Source organism: Parabacteroides sp. AF14-59 (assembly GCF_003479515.1).
GTDB classification, from domain to species: Bacteria; Bacteroidota; Bacteroidia; order Bacteroidales; family Tannerellaceae; genus Parabacteroides; species Parabacteroides faecis.
Genome location: NZ_QUHH01000031.1, coordinates 35,707 through 55,268, shown reverse-complemented (window position 1 = coordinate 55,268; position 19,562 = coordinate 35,707). Strand labels below are relative to the sequence as shown.

Sequence of the window (19,562 nt, the reverse complement as noted above, 5' to 3'; positions counted from 1 at the left end):
ATTACTTTTTTAATCGTGATTGAAAATAGCCCAGGGCACCGCTGCCTTGACCTTTTTTATTATTCTCTTTATTTTTACCGCTGACATAACGAACGGCATCGGCCGACATCATGACCAGGGTTTGATAGTTTACTTTCCACATTATATAATATAAACTCCATCCGGTAGCAGTAGCAATCTGCCAGATGACACCAAAGGGGCTATGGGAGCCGACAACCCGGCCACTTAACTCCCCTTTCCTTTTTGGCTCAGTTTCGGCCGGAGCGGATTCGCTATTTCGGCTGATCTGATAATATTCATAAAATCCTTTGTCCCCAGCAGGGTGATAAAACGGAGGTTGGCACCCTGAATAAAAGCGTCAGGAACAAACCAACGGATAAACCAGGCCATAAAGGGCGAAAGGAACCAACCGGAAAAGGCGCCCCGGCAAATGGTTAGTGCTATCATCTTACTAACCCGTGCCCCATGTTTAGCCAGGAAAACCATTTCTTCGTGTTTGTTGAAGGCTTTCATTTCTTCGTAGGTGAACCCGATCTTCAGGTAGTGCCGGGCAATCCTTATCTGATTGCCCAGGCACGGCCGTTTCATTGTCATGCGTAAGGCGAAGCGCTTGCCGGTAAAAGGTATTCTGACCGCTTTTAAGGGTAGGGAAACACCTATATCCAGCAGCGCTTCCGCTGCTTCCAGTTCCACATTCATATTTTAAGCGCCTCCTTCAGCCGGAATGTCATCGATGGTGAATGGATCGCTACCATCGGCCGGTTCCGCAATACCCAGTTCGCACTTGATTTTAGACACGCTGGTCAGGTTCAGGTTCCCACTGATATACGCCGACAACATGCAGTTCGGGATCGTAACACGCTGTCCGGAGTCCGTATCAATAGTTACTTCGCCGGTAATGGTAACCAGCTTACTGGGAGCTGCCCAGCCGGTTGTCTTTTCACCCGTCTTTTTGAGGGTACCGCCCATTGTAGCCTGCAGGTTCTCGTAGTTGAATTCGATCAGATCAAATGTGGGTTTTACGGTACCGTTGCTCTTTGGAATGATTTTTACCGGATAGCCCTTTTTTTGGGCGGCTCTGATTTCGGTAGTCTCACCTTTGGCTCCACCCCAATCGAACGACTCATCTTCGATATAGCCCAACGACTTACCATTGAATTTAAACTCGTCCAGGCCGTACATGAATTTTTTTTCCATCTTATTTTCTCTTTAAAATGATTAGTATAATGATTGATAATACACCGGAAACAAAACCGATTGAACACCATTTGAACGCTGTTTGAACACCGTTCTTTTTCACTTCGGTGAGCTGCTTGTCTGTGTCACTCCGGATGCGGGTCAATTCCTTTTCGTAACGTTCGCACTGAAGCTGCAGGCTATCGCAGGATGCTGCCACGTAGAGGGTGTCATTCCGGGCGGTAACCTTTACCCCGGCCTGTCCTTCCTTTCCGGTAAAGGATGCGCCGGGAGGCAAGCTATGGAGGCTCTGCGTCGGTATCTTCAGCTCTACCCTCGATGCCGGTACCGGGATGTTGATCATCTGTCGGATTTCTTTCAGAAGCACGCTGTCTCGGACGACTCTGGTGTTTTCGGTCATTTTCTTCGTACTTCCGCAGCTCACCACGAATAGGGCAATCAGCGTAATGCTTACAAGTGCTGACCATCGACATAGCTCTCTCCAGACGGGAGATCGCACGGTATAATTTTCTATTTTCATTCTGTAACGATTCTAACGTGGTTTGTAAGTCCTCACTGGTGGACTTATAATAATCAAAAATTTCCTTTTTTTGCCTGGCCTTATTCACCTTCCTGTTTACAAGCCATGTGCCCAGTGAGAACAGGCAGCCGGAAGAAATAAAAGCGATCAGGAGTTCAAGCCATGTGTACATGATACTTTTCCCTTTCATTGTTTAATTAATAAATCCCAGCCGGCATTCACATCTGCCATGTTGGCCGGCACTCCGTTTTCGACTCTGCTCATGGCGGCAGCAATCCGGCACATAATATTCCGGTTATACACATCCACTACCTGGTCGGGCTGTACACCGGCACCGGCACAGACTGCCCGGATGTAATTGTCCGTATGGTTCTCGCAGGGAGGCGCCCAGCGGTTGATCATCTGACTCACTGTTTTGCATCCGTTCAACCGGGAATAGTTCTGCAACAGCTTCAGCATGGCACGGTAACCGTAAGCCATGCTGGTGAACTGCTTGAAGGCCGGATCAGTGGAGGGGACTTTCTCCCCTTGCCACTTGGTCGGACTTTTACGGATGTTGCCCGGATTGTTATTATTCAGTCCCCTGCTCATAATCAGTTACCGTCCTCCTCGTCGATGTGCTGAAGAACTTCTGCCGCTACACTGCCGGCATCCGGGTCGCTACTGAACCAGGCTTTCCCGTCAAAGTACAGATCAACCGTTTTGCCGCCGCCGATCATCACGTCACCGATCGTGATTGTTTTGTCCGCAGATTTATTTACGACTCTCAGGTGCGCTCCCAGGACAGCAGCGTCACCGGTGATGTTCCAGGAAGCATCGGCCGCCGGGGTGGCTTCAATAGCTGAAGAATAGGCGCTCACCGTCACAGTGGTACCGGTCAATTTCGCCGCCTTATTCTCACGAGTATCCATCAGGACAACCTCTTCACCGAAAGCGATGTTTGTATCGGCGGTCATCAACATCTTGAAGAAATAAAGCTCGCCGGCATTTTCCAGTTTGTCGATCTGGATCACGTCCATGTCGTCCTGAAGGTTTACGGCACCCCAGGTATTGGAGTCGATGTCCATCGTGGCGATAGTACCGATGATAACTCCGTCAGGCCATTGTGATAACGGCACAATGGTGGTGTTTTTGAAACGCTGGGCGTTTTGGTCTGTCCAGTTGGCGCCTTTTGCGGTCTGGGCGGTCAGTTCGTTATCATAGGTATCCGCATCGTTCACGCTCATGATATATTTGAAACGGGGATCATTACGGAGAACCTCCGGAGTAGCCTGGCGGATAGCCTGCATCTTTTTAATCATGCTGGTCTCTTTCGTTTTTACACGGATCACCTCCGGATCGGCAAGCATACGGGTGAGGATACCGTTAAACAGGTGGTCATCGTCATCACCGTACACACCGTTGATGAAGTGTCCGCCCAGTTCGAAGTTCACCACTTTGCCCATCTCATTCAGCAGTTCATTCTGCCCTTCAGGCGGAAGTTCCAGGAACACCAGGTTTCCTTTAGGCTGCCATTTACGCCAGATTTTCTGGAAGGTACGGGGATTAAACGTGGTAAAGGCCATGAAGTCCATCGGGATCAGTTCCTTTTCGTCATACTTGAAATCGCCTTTGGAGTCGGACAACTTCGGCATTTCTTTGCGCTTCTGCAACATCTTACCCGTTTTCATGCGGGGAATGGAGAATTTCTTCGTCACTTCCGGCTCCAGGCGGATCAGTCCTTTCTGGACGAGTTCATTACCGGTTGATGCTTTGGTGAGCAGCTTTTCCAGTACCTCACCGTCGTAATTGGTATTTACAATAATAATTGCCATATAAACATTTGTTTTTAGGGGTTACACTTCGTATCCGTTCTGCTTACGGATTTTGCTCATCTCTGCATCCCAGGGACTGGAACCGGAACCATCGGCAGGCTTACGCAGGTTGTTCATGACACGACGCTTTGCCGGCAGCGCTTTCAATGCCGCCTCGGCGTTTGTACGGTCGGATTTCAGTAAAGCCTTATAAGTGGCTTTCTGAGGTTCGGTAATGCGGCCTTCATCGAATGCGGTGGTTACAAGGGCTTCGATTTCCGCCTCTGCATCAGCGGCCGCTTTGTCCTCATACACTTTATTCTTTGCCTTCAGGGTGGTGACCTCGGTAACAAGGCCGGGAACTTTGTCCGCTTCTGTCTCCAGGTGAGTGATCTGGCGGAGTACGTCATCATCCGTCGCACAGTTCTGGAACGCCGGACGCTTTCTCAAATCATCTAAGTTCATTTGATTTTCATTTTGTGACTGGCTTTGCAGTCGGTTATTAAAAATGGTATATATCTGATCCGGCGTTGAGTCTTCCGGAACGGTTTCTTCCATGTCGTAGATGCCGTCAATCAACCCGGCATCAAGAGCCTGCTGGGCAGTCAGCCAATGGTCGGAGCCATCAAAGTACGCCGCTTTGATTTCTTCCACGCTCTTTTTACAACGGGCAGCGAGCATTTCGGCCAGGGTACTCTCCAGGGAGTCAATCTGGTTAATGACTTCGGCCAGTTCTTTCTTATTTCCGTAGGCACCTCCCTGGATACTATGTAGCATCAGTCTGGAAAAGCGGCTCATAAAAACCGGCTTCCCGCACAAAGCTATGGCAGAGGCAATGCTGGCGGCAATACCATCCACATACAGCGTTATATCCGATTTGCTGTTACGGAATGCGTTAAAGATGGCAATGCCGCTATACACGTCACCGCCGTTGCTGTTTATCCTGGCGTCTATCTTCTGATATAATGCCTCCATCTCCATCAACTCCCGGACAACGTCACCGCTGCGTACTTTGTCGTAATCACCGATATCGCCGTACAAGAGAATACAGCAGTCCGTCTTACCCGGTATCATATTAAAAAATTTGCTCATGCCTTATCGTTTTTAAGTGGTCATTTGCGGCAGTTTCCCTGCCCGATTACTGCGCAAATTTGAGCTAACTTTTACCGTTATGCAAATCGCAAAAGCATGATAAAACTTTAAAAATGAATGATATGAACATAGAGTTGCATGATGCGTATCCCGTTTTTTTTCTCCCCTTTATTATGACAATTTTGCCCTAAAAAAGAAGCTGAATATGGCAGAATTATCGAATAAGCAAAAAAAAGGAATGGGCAAAATTGCTCTTCATAAAGGAGAACCTTACACAGGCGGAAATAGCCGAACGTGTAGGGATTTCACGTATCACCATTAACAAGTGGATCAATACGGAAAACTGGGAACACCTGAAGGCGTCTATCACCATAACAAGGGAGGAACAGCTAAAAAGTTTGTACCGTCAACTGGCAGAGCTGAACACGGTTATCGGTGACAGGCCGAAGGGAGAACGCTACCCGACCACACCGGAGTCGGATACCATTTCTAAACTCGCCAATGCCATAAAAAAAATGGAAACGGAGGCCGGACTGGCTGATATCACGTCCGTATTCAGCGAATTTTTAAAATGGCTCAGAACTTTCGATCCGGAGCAGGCAAAACAAATCTGCCCGGTTCTGGATGCCTTTGTAAAATCTAAATTATCCTGATATGGCAAAAAAGAAACTCACACCTAAAGACCGGCAGGCGCTGGACGTATGGAATGAACTTGTTGCCTCCATCAAGGAAAGCTCGGACATTGATCCATCCGATTCGGTTGCTGAAATTGAGGCACGGAAAAAGCGGCTTGAAGCGGATGACGAAGCATGGTTCCAGTATTACTTCGCTCAATATTACACCTGTGAACCGGCCGATTTCCATAAGAAGGCTACCGCCCGGTTGATGTCGCACAGTCGTTGGTATGAAGTGCGTGCATGGTCACGGGAGCTTGCCAAATCGGCACGGAGTATGATGGAGATAATCAAACTGGCTCTGACCGGCAAAGTCAGAAACGTACTGCTTATCTCAAACTCGGCGGATAATGCCGAACGCCTGCTGCTGCCGTTCATGGCCAACTTCGAAGAGAACCAGCGTATCATTCAGGACTACGGGATACAGAAGAAACCGGGAAACTGGGAGACAGGAGAATTCACCTGTATGTGCGGATGCTCCTTCAGGGCTATCGGTGCCGGACAATCACCCCGTGGTACACGTAATAAGAACTTCCGACCGGACTTTATTCTCATTGATGATATTGATACGGATGAAGAATGCCGTAACCCGGAACGAATAAAGATTAAATGGAAGTGGCTGGAGGAAGCATTGATACCGACAATGTCCGTATCAGGTAACTACCGCATACTGTTTAACGGGAACATCATCGCTGCCGAGTGCTGCATCACCAGGGCTATCGCAAAAGCAAAAGAATTAAAGTCCAAAGGTATCGGACACGTTGATATCATCAATATACGGGACAAGAACGGCGTGTCCGTATGGCCGCAAAAGAACTCGGAGGAAGATATAGACCTGTTTCTTTCGCTTGTTTGCGCCTCGGCCGCACAAAAGGAATTCTTCAATAATCCGGTTTCGGAAGGGGAGGTATTTAAAGAGATCACTTACGGCAAAGTGCCTTCCCTGAAAAGATTTAAATTCCTGGTAGTATATGGTGACCCGGCACCGGGAGAGAATAAGACTAAAAAAAGCTCTACAAAAACCATCTGGCTCTGCGGGATGCTGGATGGCACCTTGTACGTGATAAAGGGATTCCTTGACCGGGGACTGAACAGCGGGTTTATAGATTGGTACTTCATATTGAATAAATATGTGGCAGGACGGACTACGGTCTATAACTACATAGAGAACAACTCCCTGCAAGACCCTTTTTTCCGGCAGGTATTTATGCCTTTGGTTGACCAGAAAAGGAAGGAAAGAAATGCGTCATTAAACATCACTCCCGATGAAGAAAAGAAAACGGATAAGGCGACCCGTATCGAGGCGAACCTGGAGCCTCTGAACAGGGAGGGATACCTGATCCTGAACATTGACGAAAAAGAGAACCCGCACATGAAACGCCTGGATGACCAGTTCCGGCTTTTCGACCTCTCCCTGAAATTCCCAGCAGACGGGCCGGACTGCATCGAAGGGGCAAAGCGGGTAATTGAACGGAAGATGGAACAACTCACGCCGGCCGTTGCAATACCGGTAAAAGCACTACGGAAATTCAACAAATACCGCCGATAATACTCACTTTTAAATATATGACAATGGGCAAATTCATTTCAAAAACAGACTTTGACGCCACCGTACATAGGGATATTCTGGAAGCCATTACACGCCAGGACGAGACGGTGGTTGAAATTTGTACGGAGAGGGCGATCAGCGAGATGCGCTGCTACCTCTCCGGACGCTACAACTGCGATGCGGTGTTCTCCGCTACCGGTACGGAGCGTAACCAGCTCGTACTGATGATGTGTACGGATATAACGGTGTATCACCTGTTCTGTATCCATAATCCGCAGAAACTCTCCCAGATGCGTAAAGACCGTTACGAACGTGCGGTAGAATGGCTAAAGGCCGTCCGCAGGGGAGATATCTCCGTCGATGGACTTCCGCCGGCCGAACGGACTCCAGAAGAAGCGGTGGCCTGTTCTCCATACCAGATGCGCAGTAATCCAAAACGTATAAATCACTTTTAATCATGGGAAAGAGTAAGAAGAAATTCAATAAAATAACCGTCCAGGGTAATGTCGGAAGGCAACCGGAAAAGGCCGGTACAAAAACCATCATACTGACCCAGGCACGTCGGGGGAGCATTGATGTAGGCGATTACATGACTGCTATCAGGGCGGCGGAGAATGTGGACTTCCCGTCCTGGTCTAAGCTGTATGACATCTACGATGACGTACTGACTGACGGGCATCTCTCCGCCGTTATCCAGAAAAGGAAATCGCCGATCCTGAACACGCCGATCGAATTCAAACGTAACGGCAAAGTTGATGAAAAAATCGGGGAGCAGTTACGCTCGCCCTGGTTTCGTAGTTTCCTCTCCGACCTGCTGGATACCGTTCAGTACGGAACATCCACAATGCAGTTCTTTCGGGATGGGGAGTGGATCGGCTACGACCTGATACCCAGAAAGCACGTAAATCCGGTAAAGCGTATCATCCTGCGCCGGCAAACGGATATCACCGGGGACAGCTTCGACGATTACGCCGACCTGGTGTCGATTGGTAATCCTCGTGACCTGGGATTATTGGCGAAGGCAGCTCTTTATGTGATTTACAAACGAAATGCGATGGCTGACTGGGCACAATTCATTGAGTTGTATGGTCATCCCTTAAAGGAGGGAATATATGACGGCTGGGATGAAGAGTCACGCAGGAAAATGACGGATGACCTGTTCAATATGGGCGGGTCGGCAGTCATCATGCACCCGAAGGGCACGGAAATAAAGATACATGATGCCGGCAGTAAAGCGGCCAGTAGCGATCTTTACAAGTCATTCCTGCAGTTCTGTAATGACGAAATCAGTAAGTTGGAACTGGGTAACACGCTGACCACCGAGGCCGGCGATAAGGGCACTCAGGCACTGGGTACCGTGCATCAGAATGTGGAGGACAAGATTGAAAGAAGCGACCGGGAAATGGTGTTAAACGTGCTGAACTACGAATTGACGGATGTCTTCACGAACCTGGGAATGAACACCACCGGCGGGGAGTTCTCTTTTGTGGTACCGCAAAATAAGGACTTGTCGGCACGTATCCTGATTGATACGCAGTTGAAAAACATGGGGTTGCCTATTTCGGACGATTATCTTTATGAAACCTACGGAATTGAAAAGCCGAAGAATTACGAGGAACTGAAGAGCAAAAAAAACATGCAGCCGGGCGATCCGTCTGAAAAGCCGGAGGACGGACAGGAGAAAAAAGAAGCGGAAGAGGATGACAGCGCCCAGGAGAAGATAGACAAGAAAAAAGAAAACTTCTTCAAAAATTTGTTTTCCGGTTTTTTTCCGGACGCCCCCAAAGGAGACCAGGGGGCAGCTTTAGAGTTTTAATGAACGATCTGTACCGGGATGCCAGGAAGGTTAAACCGGTTGAGAGCAGCTTTACCTTTGATGATGAAGCCCTAAAAAAAGCCCTGAAGCGCATATATGAAAAGGACGTGAACCCGATGGGCGACATTGAAGAGAATTTATTCAATGCGGTATTTGATACAATGTCATCGGCTGTGGATAAAGGGTTCGGGGTTCCGGATGCGACTGATCCGGACATAGACTTTTATAAGGCTCTCAAAAGTGATGCCGCCGTGTTCTCCGCATTCAAGACACACCGGTGGCAGAACGACATCGCCCGGCAGATGCTCGATGAAAAAGGGAACCTGAAAAGTTTCGATCAGTTTAAGAAGGATGTGGCCAGCCTGGTAGACCCGCAGCATAAGGACGCCTGGCTCAAAACGGAATATGACACGGCCATACTCCGGGCACGCCAGGCAGCGGAATGGAAACAGTTCGAACGGGAAAAGGATATACTTCCGAACCTGCGCTGGATAGAGAGTACCAGTATCCATCCCGGAGCGGATCACCGCCAGTTCTGGGGGGTGATACGTCCGATCGACGATCCCTTCTGGAACCGTCACCGGCCGGGTGACCGCTGGAACTGCAAGTGTGGCCTGTCTGCTACGGATGAACCGGAAACGCCTGAAGCAAATCTTCCGGCAGGTGGGGCTGATGATAAACCGGCATCCGGTCTGGGTGGTAATCCGGGAAAGACGGGGAAGCTCTTCAGCCGTGATCATCCCTATGTTACCGGGGCATACAAAGGAGCAAAAGAGGCGGTTGAAAACTTCATCCGGGAAATGGAAAAGAAGATGGTATCACCCCAAATGCCGAAGGCTCTCCGGACGGATGGCGAGTACCTGAAGGATAAGAAGATCGTGTTTAAAAAGAAATTCTTCGACCTGATAGACAATACTCCAGGTAAGGATGTACGCTTTCAAATTGATAAAAACGGCAAGGGATCGTATTATATGCCGGACACGACGCATGTACAGGAAGGGCGTAAGGTGGTCTCTGTACCGGAACCGATGCGGCGCATGGTGCATATTGCCGAAAATGCAAGGAACCAGGCGAGCGACTGGCACCGGGAGAGTGTGGTCTATCACGAATTCGGGCACGCCATCGATGCGCAGCGCAACATGTATAAGAGCCGGGAACTTCTGGAGTTGATGGAAAGGCAAAGGAATTTTATGAATGAAAGGCAGACCTACATGGTTCGGAAAGAAACGTATAATCCTGCCACGAACCGGTATGATAAAGTACTCACAAAAGTAAGGATGTCACGTATTGCCTATGCTGACGAACGCCTGAAGGATTTACAGCGAAAACTATACCGGATGGATATCAAAACATTCACCCGGCGGGGTATTACTAAAAGCGATGTAATGGAGCAGATCGGGTCTGCCAGGGATACCATAAAGGCTCTTAACGTGAAGTATGGCTTCGGTCATGACACCGCATATTTCAAAATACCGGGAATGGCGGAGAAGGAATTTATAGCGCACTGCTTTGAAAACACGTTTGTCGGGAATAAGGTCTTTGAAAAGTGCCTGCCGGAATTATATGCAGAGATGGTGGAATATATAAAAGGACTTTAGGCAATGGTAACCTCGAAAGGACAATCAAGAACACCGGCGGCCTGCAGGGCGTCGTCATATCGCAGCACGATACGTTTACCCTCACGCTCGCATTGTTCAAGCATAGGGAAAAGCGCATCATTGAGTTCCATATATGCCGAAAGCACCGTGTTACGGTACTCCTGGTCTTCGCCGTCGAACGCATAATGTTCGAACAGAGCATCACCAGACATACGGGATGTGTCGATTTTCTGCTGCATATCTATTGATTTTTCGCAAATATACAATAATTATTTTATAAACAAACGCTTATGAACTTAGAAACATTAAAAAAGGGCAATACGATCCAGGAGAACATTGTCTATCTGACTAAAAAACTGGCTCTGTTGACAGAGGCCATTAACGGGATCACTGAGGAAGATACGCTTTATACGGATATCAGGTCAAGTGCGTGGAATGAAAAAATTATCATCGGTGATTTGGTGCCGGGCAAGGAAATATTAATCCTGTACCGGGATAGGGTCAGGAAGAAAATAGATTCCCTGGAGACGGAATTCGCAGCTCTTTAATACCGTTCAAACACTATTCAAACGCTGTTAAATGGAGATAAAAGATTTCGTCAGGCAAATAAAGGAAAAGCGCAGGGAACTGGATGAACTGATGCGCCGGAAGATGCCGGTACATGCCGGGCGGCTGGCTAAAGACCACTACCAGGAGAACTTCCGTAAAGGAGGGTATGTCAATGGTGGCCTGAAGAAATGGAAGCAGGCCAGGCGGCTCTCTTCCGGAGGAAAGGATGCCGGCAGCAATTACGGCACGCTACTCAGTTCCCGGAACCTGTTGTACGGCTCAATCAAGTATATACCATCGGCCGGAAAGGTGAAGGTCTGCAATGACCTGGTATATGCGCCGGCGCATAATTGGGGAGAAACATTGCATCCGACGGTTACGGCCAAAATGCGGCGCTTTGCATGGGCGAAGTATTACCAGGCCGGCGGAGGCAAGAAGAAGGGCACAGAGGGCACGAAAAACGGCGAGGAAGCCGACCCGCCGGAGGCTGTCAATTGGAAGAGGTTAGCGCTTACCAAAAAGACAAAACTCTCCATTAAAATGCCGAAACGCCAGTTCCTGGGAGAAAGCAAGGAACTGGATGAAAAGATCGCTAACAAAACAGAAACGGAAATCCGTAAAATTTTAAATTCTTAAAAATGGAAGATGTATTTTTATCAATCCAGGAAAGGATTGCGGAAAGCCTGCCGGAACTTTCACTCGTGGACGAGGATTACGGCCAGTTGATTACTGACGAGGACACATATCCGGTTACCTTCCCGTGTGTGCTGATGGGAGACATTGAAGCTGACTGGGAGAATATTGGTGCCGGCGTGCAAAAAGGCGTCTGCAGTATTACCGTGAAGTTGGCTATCGACTGCTACGATGATACGCATTATACCTCCGGAACGGCAGACAAGATCCGGGAGCGTCTGGCGCTGAACAAACGATTATATAAAATGCTTCAGGGGTTCAGGAATTCCAGGGAGATGAGTGCGCTGATCAGGACGAAAAGCACGGATTACTCGCTACCGCACCAGGTGAAGGTTTACGAGACCACATTCCGCTTTACCTACCATGATGACAGTGCGGCTATTCGTTAGTAAAAAGGGTAAGTTGTTCAGCCGTAAGACGGGGTTTCTTTACTCTGGGTACAGGCTGGACAACGATATCCGTAAGTTTCCGGCAGTTGTTCCGGATGATGGCCATGATACGTTCCTCGGAAATGAAAAATTCCTGCTCGGACAATACCTTCAGGGCATCATCGAAACGCAGGCGTTGCACTTCCGTCCAGTAGTAGTACCGGCGGAGTAACTTTTCGTCCCGTTTTGCTATCAATTCTTTATTCCTTCCTTTTGGCATCTGGCTGTAAATCTTATACAAAAGTATGTTTTTTATGTGAGAAAGCTGAATGATGCCCATTAAAAAAGCCTGTAAACATCAAATTTACAGGCTCTTATTAACCGGGTTAAGTTACTACATCGTAAGCGGCTCACATTTATCATCCCTCCCTACTACAAACGGCCTTACTTTTGTGACAACATGGCTACTTACTTTTACTTTACCGGTTCCCTTACAAAACCGGCACTCACATGGAGGCTGGCTTTTGTCCGTCCGATTGTACTGGAGACCGGTACCGCCGCAGCTCCGGCAGATCGTAATGTGAGGCGCCACCCTCCGGATCACCGTCCGGACTTCCGGGTCGGTCATTTCTGCCTGCTTATCCAGGTACCGCTGTTTCATTTGGCCGATGACGCAGTATTTATACGTCTTAGCAAATCGTTTCTCAGGGACTGTCCCTCTGTTTTCTACCATATCGGCAACAAACAGGAGCGTTTCTTCACCCCATCGCCTGGCGTTGGCAAGCTGCTCCGGGGTTTCACAAGAGTCCAGCACCCGAAGGATGGGTGCCAGTTTCTCGTTAAACATTTTTTCAATCTGTACCATACGCAACATTACATAGCCGCCAGGGAAAGCGGAAGTTTCACTTCGTTGCCCTTTTCATCCTTCAGGGTTACTTCGATGAACTGGCAAGATGGAATCGGACGATACGCCGCTTCTATAATACTAATGCCGTCCAGGAACATCTCATTCTGCTTTTTGGCTGCCAGCTTTTTCAACTCCAGCACTTTGCTCGCCTTCAGGTTGCCTTTGCGGTCTTTGGCCAGCAAACCCATCACCGTGTCGATCAGGTCGGCGGAGTCTTCGTCTTTCGCCAGGGAGTTCAGGTACTCCTTAACCTTCGCAATACCGTTATTAACCGTATCATCCCAGCCTTCGTTAATGCGGTTTCCCAGAGTGATGGACATCAAACCATCCTGAGTGGTAAAGGTGTTGCTGCGACGATCGGCTTTCGTCTTGAAAAGATCATCTTTCATGTCGATCAACGTGTCGGCAGCCTCAAAAACGGCTTGCTTGATCAGTACCATCTGGCTGCTCAGGTTCTGTAACTTTTTCACATTACTGACTACAAATTTATCCACGAGTTCTTTGTAGGTTTCACGGTCTTCCTGAATTTTCAGTTTCGCTGCTTTGTCCTCTGCTTCAAGTCTGGCACGGAGTTCAGCTTTTTCTTTGTCTGTCAATTTTTCGTAATCCATAATCTTTGTTTTTAAATGGTTATTAATCTTTTGTCACTTTGTATCCATTTTCTCTGAGATATATTGCTACATACTCATCGTTACCGACATCCTTAAGAACATCAAAAAGGTAAGATTCTACATATTTGGCAACTGCATCAGCATTTGCGTAATCAATATTTTGCGAAATAAACTTCGCTTTCTCTGTTCTTCCTAAACCTCTAAAGGCTTCTTCTATTTTGCTCATATTTTCTTGTTTCGATTATTATAATGTACCTACAAACTCACGTAATTGGTTACGATAAACCTCTCTCTCTTTCTCTTCCTGATCGTTTAATTCGGAATAAAGGTCATGGTCGAAAAGTTCATCAATTGCATCCCGACACATCTTTTGTAGTTTCTCAGGTTTAACCGCATCTAACTCTACTTGACCTAATCCATCCCAATTGGCGGTGCGACTATCTGTTTCTTTAGCCGGTGCCGATGGCAGTTTCCATTCAATTACCTGATGTTCCATTAAAGCAATTCGACGCACTTCAATACTTTCGCAACCAAGACGGCGAATGTTCTCTTCAATAGCACGAGGGATATCTTCACCGGATGGATCGTAGTCTCCGAAATAGATTATTACAGGTATCTTCCCTCGTAACTCAGCTTCTTTAAAACGCTGTGACGCTTCGTTTAAGAATGTTAGTGACGGATAACCTTTGCAAGCTCCAAGTGCGACATAGCTACGTGTACATGGACTTTGGAATACCCCTTGAAGGGCTTTCTTTTCGATGAATACTTCTGGGTAATAAAGCTGATTCTCCCATCGGTTTTTATAGTAGATATCCATCCAGTTCTTTATCGCCTCTTTGCCTTCTTCGATTGAGGAGTAGAGGTCTGTTTCCTCATACTTCGTTTTTCCAACCATTGTACGGTCAAGGTCGGAAAACGTATCAAAGTCTACCAATCCAGCCCAGCGTGCGTCAATCATGGCAGATACAACACGTTTATAGTGCTTAATGCTATTTGTCATTCCAATTGATACAAGTTGGTAATGAAGACCACGAAGAGTCAGTACTCCTTTCTCATAACGACTAACAATTTCTATGGCATTGTCCGTTATCCACTTTCGTGTAAATTTATCTTTCGTTATTTTACTCATTCCCCAATAGTTATTAGTTAATCCCAAAATCCTATCTGTATCAATTCGTCGCCATTCTTAACAGCTATAATGCCTTTGCCTTCCTCCGTCTTTTTGAAATTATAATCATCATCTAATATCCGGAGGAACACTTTCCCGTAATCAGAGAATTGAGAATGCTGCTCATCATTGAGAGCAACGGCTTTCACCGTTATTCCATTCTTATCCACATATTTAAAAATTACACCTTTGCTCATTTTTATTCAGATTTAAATTATTATTCATCGTCGAAATCTTCATGATGCAAATTATATCCAGCCAGAACAGCCTTCTTTAATTCTTCCCGGAGATCGCAGTTTTCAGACCCAGACGAAAGCATCCGGTCGGCTATTTCGTATGCACGTTCTTCCAAAGTTTTTTCACCAACTTTGGAATATTGGATGGTCATGCGTGTATTATATTTCTCGCCTTCGCAATCCATAGTTTGACTTAAAGCTATTTCTGCAGCATTCATCCGGATAGCTTCTTCTGATAGCGTCATAAGGATAAATTGCATCAACGTAAACCTTTCTTTACCACCCTCTTTCGCTGCATTATTTAAGAACTTGCAGACCACTTGGTCTTCTTCTTTTGTCAATTTCATAAATTCATTTTTTACTTTATAGAATATTACTAAAAACCGGTCTTTCCCGGCTGTCAGCCTTAGCTATGCGATAACTTCAACACTGGTGTAGGCATACACAAGACACCCTCTTAATGCGGGCAATGGTGTCCTTAACCCGCCCCGTTCCTTTCATTTGTCAAATGTTCCTTTTTGCTTTCACTATCACGTCGAACAACGTGTCATATACAGCGTCATCCGGATCGAAATAAGGAAGGGCATCTTCGCAGGCGTCGAGCAGTTCTGGAGCAGCCGCTATCAATGCTGCATTTTCCTTCTGAATTTCGGTTCCTCTTTCATGACCACCGACCGGCATGGGGACGATGGCGACCGGGCGTTCTATGGCGTCATCCACTTTTATCATGATGGCGCCATCCGGGAATACCGGAGTATATGTTTCCACGCCTTTCCACTTCTCTATTTTATACTCAGCCGTTTTCCCTTCAGCAATTGCCTGTTCCTTTTCAAATGTTTCCAGAAACAAACAGATTTCACCGGCAGTGGAAAAAACACCGTCAAACAGTTTGTACATCAACTCTGGTTCCTCCTGCCATATTTGGTAAGCTATCACCTTTTTGCCGGCACCTTTCATCCAGCCAGCTTCTGCATGTGCAGAGCGTCCGCAGGGAAGCATCAGGACGCACACGTCAGCCCACTGCATAGCGTCAAAGTCCGATTTGAACCCGGCTTCAGCGATAGGATGCGTGAGAGCTTGTTTGTACTGATCCACTCCCCACTGCTGCCAGTCCTCATCTATATCCGACCACTGGAACCCAGTGTGTCCGGCCGGGTGTCTAAAGTCATATACCTCATGTCCCCGTTCCCGAAGAAAGCGGACAATGTCCGGCTGGTATTCGTTTCTCCAGCTACTTGCTACATAAATCTTTGCCATAATCACTTTTTTTAATTGTTAAAATCACTTTTGATATAATTTGCACCCGGTTCTTTCCTTCGCCTTCAGTAAAAAATCAGCAGCCTCGTTACTGTCTATCGTTATCCTTATCGCCGTCAGTCCTGCCGTTTTAGGCTTTTGAACCTGGAAAGAGCAGGGCTTATCGTAATACGTCCACCAGTAGAAGAACTCCGCCATCAGCGAGTCATCAATGCTGACAATGAAATTTACCGGGTCTCTTTTCACGGCTCCTTTGTTGCTTTAATCGCCTCCAGCAACATGGAGTCAGCCATGAAAACATGTTCCCGTAAAAGGTCGATCCGGGAACTCTGAAGGGAGTCCATGAACTGCAAATATTCTACTTCGGACTCCAAGGCACCGACCCTTGCACCTTGCTTAAAACCGAAAACAGCCATTACAGCACACATCACAATGAAAGCCAAAACTTTAAAACCTTTTTTCATACTATTCTTTTTTATCTGTTATTAAAATCAATCCTATGCCTCCGCATCGGGAACAGGCCACCAGGATCGGATCATCTGTCTTTATTATTTCACTCCACCAGTCCAGGATCAGTCCCCTGCCATTGCAGCAGGGGCAGATACACAACCTCATCAGTTTAGTGACGTACTCGGAAACGTTAGAAGGCTCGCCAGCAGCTCCGCTGAAATGTCTGGTTCTGGCTCCGGTTGTTTTACCGGTACCGGCTTTTCTTTTGCCTTACGGGCGATAGCTTTCAATTTAGGCACCAACGCTTCCAGCTCCGGGATAGTCAGTTTCCTGAATACTTTACCAGCGATACGTGCGTTGGAACAATAGGCATCCACCCGATCCCAGTCCGTTGTATCCACCCCGATTACCTGAAGCCAGTGTAGTACTTTTGAACGGTAACCTTTAATCCGGGCGGTGAACTCTGCCTCACCGGTACTGCCGTCAATCGTTTGCTGCATAGAGGCGCACATCGCATCATATTCACTTTGCTTCATCTCCCGCACAGAAGAACTTCGGTTCCCGGTATATGTAAGTACCAGTTGTTCCTTCAGTCCGTCTTGGTAACCGGGCATACGTTTTAATAGCGTGTAAAAACGTGTAAAATTGGTAACCTTAGTCATTGTTATTCCTCCTTGTTACATTCATTTATAATCGCTTTTGCCAGTTTCACGGCTTCACTGGCTATCACCTCCCGTGCAGCATCAGCATCACGGTTTGTCCGGTTGTCAATGTTTGACATCATAGGAGCATTCGACACCATCGCCTGGGCGATACGCACGGACATATACTCCAATTTTGTCAGTCCTTCATAGTCCAGAAGTTCCTCACCAATGATAATCGGTTCCCCTCCAGTCATGTCTTCATTACTTCGTCTAAAAAATCCTTCGTCTGGGTTCATACGTTTACTTTTTATCAGTTTGTTTACTATTATCCGGAGACCAGTGTATCGTAATTTCCGCTTTCAACTGACCGGCTCCGCCACATACCGGGCATGGGTTGTCTATGTACTCATCGTATCCGACCTGTGTAGGAGTGAAAGCTCCCCGACCATTACAGTAGCTGCATTCATGCCCTTCGCTTGTACAATGCTCATCATGTAAGCGGCCTAAAAATCGGCCAGGCTCAATGGTCAACACCTCACTTTTCCGGCTCATCGTTAGTCCAGATCAGGGGTTTCACAATCTTTCAGCTCCTGCATGGTGTACATGTTATCAAATGCCGGATCGCATTCGTCCGACTCATATACATCGTCATAGGCTTCCTGGCAAAGTTTTCTTTGCTCGGTGCATTTAGAGTCTGCGTAGTTCTTCATTGCGTCTACCATTTTCTTTAGGACTTCGGGCGGAAACTTCCTGCCCAACTCCTCATTTTTCTTCAGGCTGAATGCCTGGCGTAATGCTGATAATGCTTCCATAATCTTTCTTTTATATGGTTTATATTCTGTTATTCTCCCCAGTATTTGGAGGCACCCGCCTCCCAGATAGTGTAATAATCCGCAGTTCCAAAAAAACGGCCTTTACTGAAAGCTCTATATCCTTCGACCCATATTTTCAGGGAAGCGTCGTACATTACACTTTTGGCACTTCGTCCGGAGGGGTTCTTTCCGTCAGCATGACTGATAAAGATTAGCAGCTTATTACGATGTTTCGCTTTTAGCTTCAGGTATCCTTTGTAGGTCAACTGCGTATATTGAAAACTGTCGATGATGACAAAGTCCGCACTTTTACGATCCATCAGCCGGTCGCTCAGTTCCTCTATTGGTTCGCAGTTCAGTATCTGCAGACGGCCGTTTGACTGGATCATATTAAGCCGGCGCAGCGTATTCTGCATCGTGAGGCTGGTGCCTTCCTCCAGGCTGTCGTACAATACCTTCCCATACTTACAAAGCTCTGCGCACAAAGCCATCACGAAGGTACTTTTCCCGTTTCCGGAATTCCCCCAAATAAACCAGACACCATAAAACTCCGTTATGCCAAAGGTATCGTACCAGGCTCCTGTCATGGTTAGCAACTTCTTTTTCATCAGAAGTATCTCCGACACAGAGAACGCACGCTGACGCTTCTTCTTAGGGGCTTCCTGGGGTGTTTCCGCTTGTTTCATTCTTTACTACATTACCCGTTCAAACGCTGTTTGAATAGCGTTTGAACGACGTTTCTTTTATGCCGAACGGCGTTTCTTTTCGATCTTTATTTTCTTAGCTACCCGGCGCATATCATTACCATAGGCATCGGCATCTTTTACAATGGTATCCAGTGCCTTCTGGTCATTGATACCGTTACCCATACATACGGCATATACATCCTTGGCCGTGTTGGCTGAAATCTCGTAGAACTTCCTGCCGATGCGGCTGTTTATTTCCTGGTAACCTCTTTTATTATGGTTCAAGCCACTCTCCATGCGTTTTTTGATATAAGAGGTTGAGAGGAAAATGATACCGGCTTTATCCCGGAGCTGATTGTATATCGTAATGAAGTAATGAAATACCAGGTCTGTCAGCTTATCGCCTTCATCAAAAATAAGGAGCGGACTATCCATCTGAATAATGCGGTCAATGATGGCCTTTAATGTTTCACGGATATTATGCCCGTCCGGACTGATCCCGACCGTAGCGGCCAGTTCACGAACGAAATCACCCTTTTTCATGTCTTCGCTGCAGAGCAGGGTAAACACCTCTTTATGATTACCCTGGTACACGCTGGCTGCTGTCGTTTTTCCGCAGCCTGAGTCACCTACTACCCAGGTGACATCCTGCCATTCCTGCGCATCCCTCATAGCTGCTATAATTTCATGAAGTGCGGTCGTCTCTACGATCTGCATACCGGTGGTCTGCTGGGGTGTACCTACCTGTGCGAGAATGTTCCGGAACATGTCATCCGAAATATTGTCATACTTGCTATGCAGTATCGGAGAAATGGTTCCAGCGCTCACACCTCTCAGGCTGGCGGCTGCTTTATTATTGCTTGGATATCGTTTGCAGTATGCTGCCAGCATATCCCGGATAGCGTCTTTTTCGTTCACTGTTAAATCTTCCATGATGGTAAT

Annotated in this window: 32 protein-coding genes and 1 pseudogene; 8 read left to right on the top strand and 25 right to left on the bottom strand. The window is 47.2% G+C overall.

Annotation, left to right across the window (positions count from 1 at the left end; translation table 11 throughout):
- Position 1: 1 nt before the first annotated feature.
- The 8 genes from DWW23_RS23500 to DWW23_RS23465 all read right to left on the bottom strand — a co-directional run bounded on the left by DWW23_RS23500 (position 2) and on the right by DWW23_RS23465 (position 4,602).
- On the bottom strand, positions 2-142 hold the full coding sequence (locus DWW23_RS23500) for a hypothetical protein (protein WP_222941164.1): 141 nt from the start codon (positions 140-142) through the stop codon (positions 2-4).
- Between the two features lie 83 nt (positions 143-225).
- Positions 226-699, bottom strand: a complete 474-nt coding sequence (locus DWW23_RS23495; RefSeq protein ID WP_122356787.1) for a hypothetical protein — start codon at positions 697-699, stop codon at positions 226-228.
- Positions 700-702: 3 nt separating this feature from the next.
- Positions 703-1,197 carry a hypothetical protein gene (locus tag DWW23_RS23490; protein WP_122356785.1) on the bottom strand — a complete coding sequence of 165 codons (495 nt, stop codon included), beginning with the start codon at positions 1,195-1,197 and terminating at the stop codon, positions 703-705.
- Between the two features lies 1 nt (position 1,198).
- Entirely contained in the window at positions 1,199-1,540 is a 342-nt protein-coding gene (locus tag DWW23_RS23485; protein ID WP_147382645.1) for a hypothetical protein, read from the bottom strand.
- Complete coding sequence (locus DWW23_RS23480) at positions 1,476-1,889, bottom strand: hypothetical protein (RefSeq protein WP_122356781.1); 414 nt, start codon at positions 1,887-1,889, stop codon at positions 1,476-1,478. Before DWW23_RS23480 ends, DWW23_RS23485 begins: the two co-directional genes overlap by 65 nt.
- 14 nt (positions 1,890-1,903) lie before the next feature.
- Complete coding sequence (locus DWW23_RS23475) at positions 1,904-2,308, bottom strand: structural protein P5 (protein ID WP_122356779.1); 405 nt, start codon at positions 2,306-2,308, stop codon at positions 1,904-1,906.
- Between the two features lie 2 nt (positions 2,309-2,310).
- Positions 2,311-3,531 carry a hypothetical protein gene (locus tag DWW23_RS23470; protein ID WP_187576761.1) on the bottom strand — a complete coding sequence of 407 codons (1,221 nt, stop codon included), beginning with the start codon at positions 3,529-3,531 and terminating at the stop codon, positions 2,311-2,313.
- Positions 3,532-3,552: 21 nt separating this feature from the next.
- Positions 3,553-4,602 carry a head maturation protease, ClpP-related gene (locus DWW23_RS23465; protein WP_122356777.1) on the bottom strand — a complete coding sequence of 350 codons (1,050 nt, stop codon included), beginning with the start codon at positions 4,600-4,602 and terminating at the stop codon, positions 3,553-3,555.
- Positions 4,603-4,850: 248 nt separating this feature from the next.
- On the opposite strand from DWW23_RS23465, the gene DWW23_RS23460 reads away from it, so the two are divergent.
- The 5 genes from DWW23_RS23460 to DWW23_RS23440 are packed head-to-tail and all read left to right on the top strand — an operon-like array spanning position 4,851 to position 10,239.
- Positions 4,851-5,255 (top strand): helix-turn-helix domain-containing protein, encoded by a 405-nt coding sequence (locus DWW23_RS23460; RefSeq protein ID WP_222941163.1) that lies wholly within the window; start codon positions 4,851-4,853, stop codon positions 5,253-5,255.
- A gap of 1 nt (position 5,256) precedes the next feature.
- A complete protein-coding gene (locus DWW23_RS23455; RefSeq protein ID WP_122356773.1) occupies positions 5,257-6,825 on the top strand; it encodes a hypothetical protein in 1,569 nt (522 codons plus the stop codon).
- 23 nt (positions 6,826-6,848) lie between these two features.
- Positions 6,849-7,280, top strand: a complete 432-nt coding sequence (locus DWW23_RS23450) for a phage protein Gp36 family protein (protein ID WP_122356825.1) — start codon at positions 6,849-6,851, stop codon at positions 7,278-7,280.
- 2 nt (positions 7,281-7,282) lie between these two features.
- Entirely contained in the window at positions 7,283-8,641 is a 1,359-nt protein-coding gene (locus tag DWW23_RS23445; protein WP_122356771.1) for a DUF935 family protein, read from the top strand.
- Positions 8,641-10,239 carry a phage minor head protein gene (locus DWW23_RS23440; RefSeq protein ID WP_122356769.1) on the top strand — a complete coding sequence of 533 codons (1,599 nt, stop codon included), beginning with the start codon at positions 8,641-8,643 and terminating at the stop codon, positions 10,237-10,239. The genes DWW23_RS23445 and DWW23_RS23440 overlap by 1 nt, the downstream gene beginning before the upstream one ends.
- Here the strand turns inward: DWW23_RS23440 and DWW23_RS23435 are convergent.
- A complete protein-coding gene (locus tag DWW23_RS23435) occupies positions 10,236-10,478 on the bottom strand; it encodes a hypothetical protein (RefSeq protein WP_122356767.1) in 243 nt (80 codons plus the stop codon). The genes DWW23_RS23440 and DWW23_RS23435 overlap by 4 nt on opposite strands.
- Before the next feature lie 51 nt (positions 10,479-10,529).
- Here DWW23_RS23435 and DWW23_RS23430 point away from each other — a divergent pair, with 51 nt between their 5' ends.
- Genes DWW23_RS23430 through DWW23_RS23420 form a run of 3 tightly spaced genes read left to right on the top strand, consistent with a single transcriptional unit; the run spans position 10,530 to position 11,870 of the window.
- The gene (locus DWW23_RS23430; RefSeq protein WP_122356765.1) at positions 10,530-10,787 is read left to right on the top strand and encodes a hypothetical protein; all 258 of its coding nucleotides are present in this window, start codon (positions 10,530-10,532) and stop codon (positions 10,785-10,787) included.
- A gap of 31 nt (positions 10,788-10,818) precedes the next feature.
- Positions 10,819-11,424 carry a hypothetical protein gene (locus DWW23_RS23425; RefSeq protein ID WP_122356763.1) on the top strand — a complete coding sequence of 202 codons (606 nt, stop codon included), beginning with the start codon at positions 10,819-10,821 and terminating at the stop codon, positions 11,422-11,424.
- Positions 11,425-11,426: 2 nt separating this feature from the next.
- Positions 11,427-11,870, top strand: a complete 444-nt coding sequence (locus tag DWW23_RS23420) for a hypothetical protein (RefSeq protein WP_122356761.1) — start codon at positions 11,427-11,429, stop codon at positions 11,868-11,870.
- On the opposite strand, the gene DWW23_RS23415 is transcribed toward DWW23_RS23420, so the two are convergent.
- From DWW23_RS23415 to DWW23_RS23340, 16 genes and pseudogenes are all read right to left on the bottom strand, one after another.
- Positions 11,860-12,129 (bottom strand): transposase, encoded by a 270-nt coding sequence (locus DWW23_RS23415; RefSeq protein ID WP_122356823.1) that lies wholly within the window; start codon positions 12,127-12,129, stop codon positions 11,860-11,862. The genes DWW23_RS23420 and DWW23_RS23415 overlap by 11 nt on opposite strands.
- A 114-nt stretch (positions 12,130-12,243) precedes the next feature.
- Complete coding sequence (locus DWW23_RS23410) at positions 12,244-12,714, bottom strand: hypothetical protein (RefSeq protein ID WP_147382644.1); 471 nt, start codon at positions 12,712-12,714, stop codon at positions 12,244-12,246.
- 8 nt (positions 12,715-12,722) lie between these two features.
- Positions 12,723-13,367 carry a DUF3164 family protein gene (locus DWW23_RS23405; protein ID WP_122356757.1) on the bottom strand — a complete coding sequence of 215 codons (645 nt, stop codon included), beginning with the start codon at positions 13,365-13,367 and terminating at the stop codon, positions 12,723-12,725.
- Positions 13,368-13,389: 22 nt separating this feature from the next.
- A complete protein-coding gene (locus DWW23_RS23400; protein ID WP_122356755.1) occupies positions 13,390-13,593 on the bottom strand; it encodes a hypothetical protein in 204 nt (67 codons plus the stop codon).
- Between the two features lie 18 nt (positions 13,594-13,611).
- Positions 13,612-14,496 carry a hypothetical protein gene (locus DWW23_RS23395; RefSeq protein WP_158583236.1) on the bottom strand — a complete coding sequence of 295 codons (885 nt, stop codon included), beginning with the start codon at positions 14,494-14,496 and terminating at the stop codon, positions 13,612-13,614.
- A gap of 17 nt (positions 14,497-14,513) precedes the next feature.
- Positions 14,514-14,732, bottom strand: a complete 219-nt coding sequence (locus tag DWW23_RS23390; protein ID WP_122356751.1) for a hypothetical protein — start codon at positions 14,730-14,732, stop codon at positions 14,514-14,516.
- Between the two features lie 20 nt (positions 14,733-14,752).
- Positions 14,753-15,118 carry a hypothetical protein gene (locus DWW23_RS23385; protein ID WP_122356749.1) on the bottom strand — a complete coding sequence of 122 codons (366 nt, stop codon included), beginning with the start codon at positions 15,116-15,118 and terminating at the stop codon, positions 14,753-14,755.
- 496 nt (positions 15,119-15,614) lie between these two features.
- Positions 15,615-16,028 (bottom strand): annotated as a pseudogene (locus tag DWW23_RS23375) (hypothetical protein); the annotation flags it as partial.
- Between the two features lie 24 nt (positions 16,029-16,052).
- Complete coding sequence (locus DWW23_RS23370; RefSeq protein ID WP_122356747.1) at positions 16,053-16,274, bottom strand: hypothetical protein; 222 nt, start codon at positions 16,272-16,274, stop codon at positions 16,053-16,055.
- Positions 16,271-16,492 carry a hypothetical protein gene (locus DWW23_RS23365; RefSeq protein ID WP_122356745.1) on the bottom strand — a complete coding sequence of 74 codons (222 nt, stop codon included), beginning with the start codon at positions 16,490-16,492 and terminating at the stop codon, positions 16,271-16,273. The genes DWW23_RS23370 and DWW23_RS23365 overlap by 4 nt, the downstream gene beginning before the upstream one ends.
- A gap of 150 nt (positions 16,493-16,642) precedes the next feature.
- Entirely contained in the window at positions 16,643-17,092 is a 450-nt protein-coding gene (locus DWW23_RS23360) for a hypothetical protein (RefSeq protein ID WP_187576760.1), read from the bottom strand.
- Positions 17,093-17,142: 50 nt separating this feature from the next.
- On the bottom strand, positions 17,143-17,418 hold the full coding sequence (locus DWW23_RS23355) for a hypothetical protein (protein ID WP_122356742.1): 276 nt from the start codon (positions 17,416-17,418) through the stop codon (positions 17,143-17,145).
- Between the two features lie 4 nt (positions 17,419-17,422).
- The gene (locus tag DWW23_RS26410) at positions 17,423-17,674 is read right to left on the bottom strand and encodes a hypothetical protein (protein WP_147382643.1); all 252 of its coding nucleotides are present in this window, start codon (positions 17,672-17,674) and stop codon (positions 17,423-17,425) included.
- A 2-nt stretch (positions 17,675-17,676) separates the two neighbouring features.
- Positions 17,677-17,934, bottom strand: a complete 258-nt coding sequence (locus tag DWW23_RS23350) for a hypothetical protein (protein WP_122356740.1) — start codon at positions 17,932-17,934, stop codon at positions 17,677-17,679.
- Between the two features lie 29 nt (positions 17,935-17,963).
- The gene (locus DWW23_RS23345; protein ID WP_370449328.1) at positions 17,964-18,620 is read right to left on the bottom strand and encodes a hypothetical protein; all 657 of its coding nucleotides are present in this window, start codon (positions 18,618-18,620) and stop codon (positions 17,964-17,966) included.
- Positions 18,621-18,677: 57 nt separating this feature from the next.
- Entirely contained in the window at positions 18,678-19,553 is an 876-nt protein-coding gene (locus tag DWW23_RS23340; protein ID WP_122356738.1) for an ATP-binding protein, read from the bottom strand.
- Positions 19,554-19,562 lie beyond the last annotated feature (9 nt).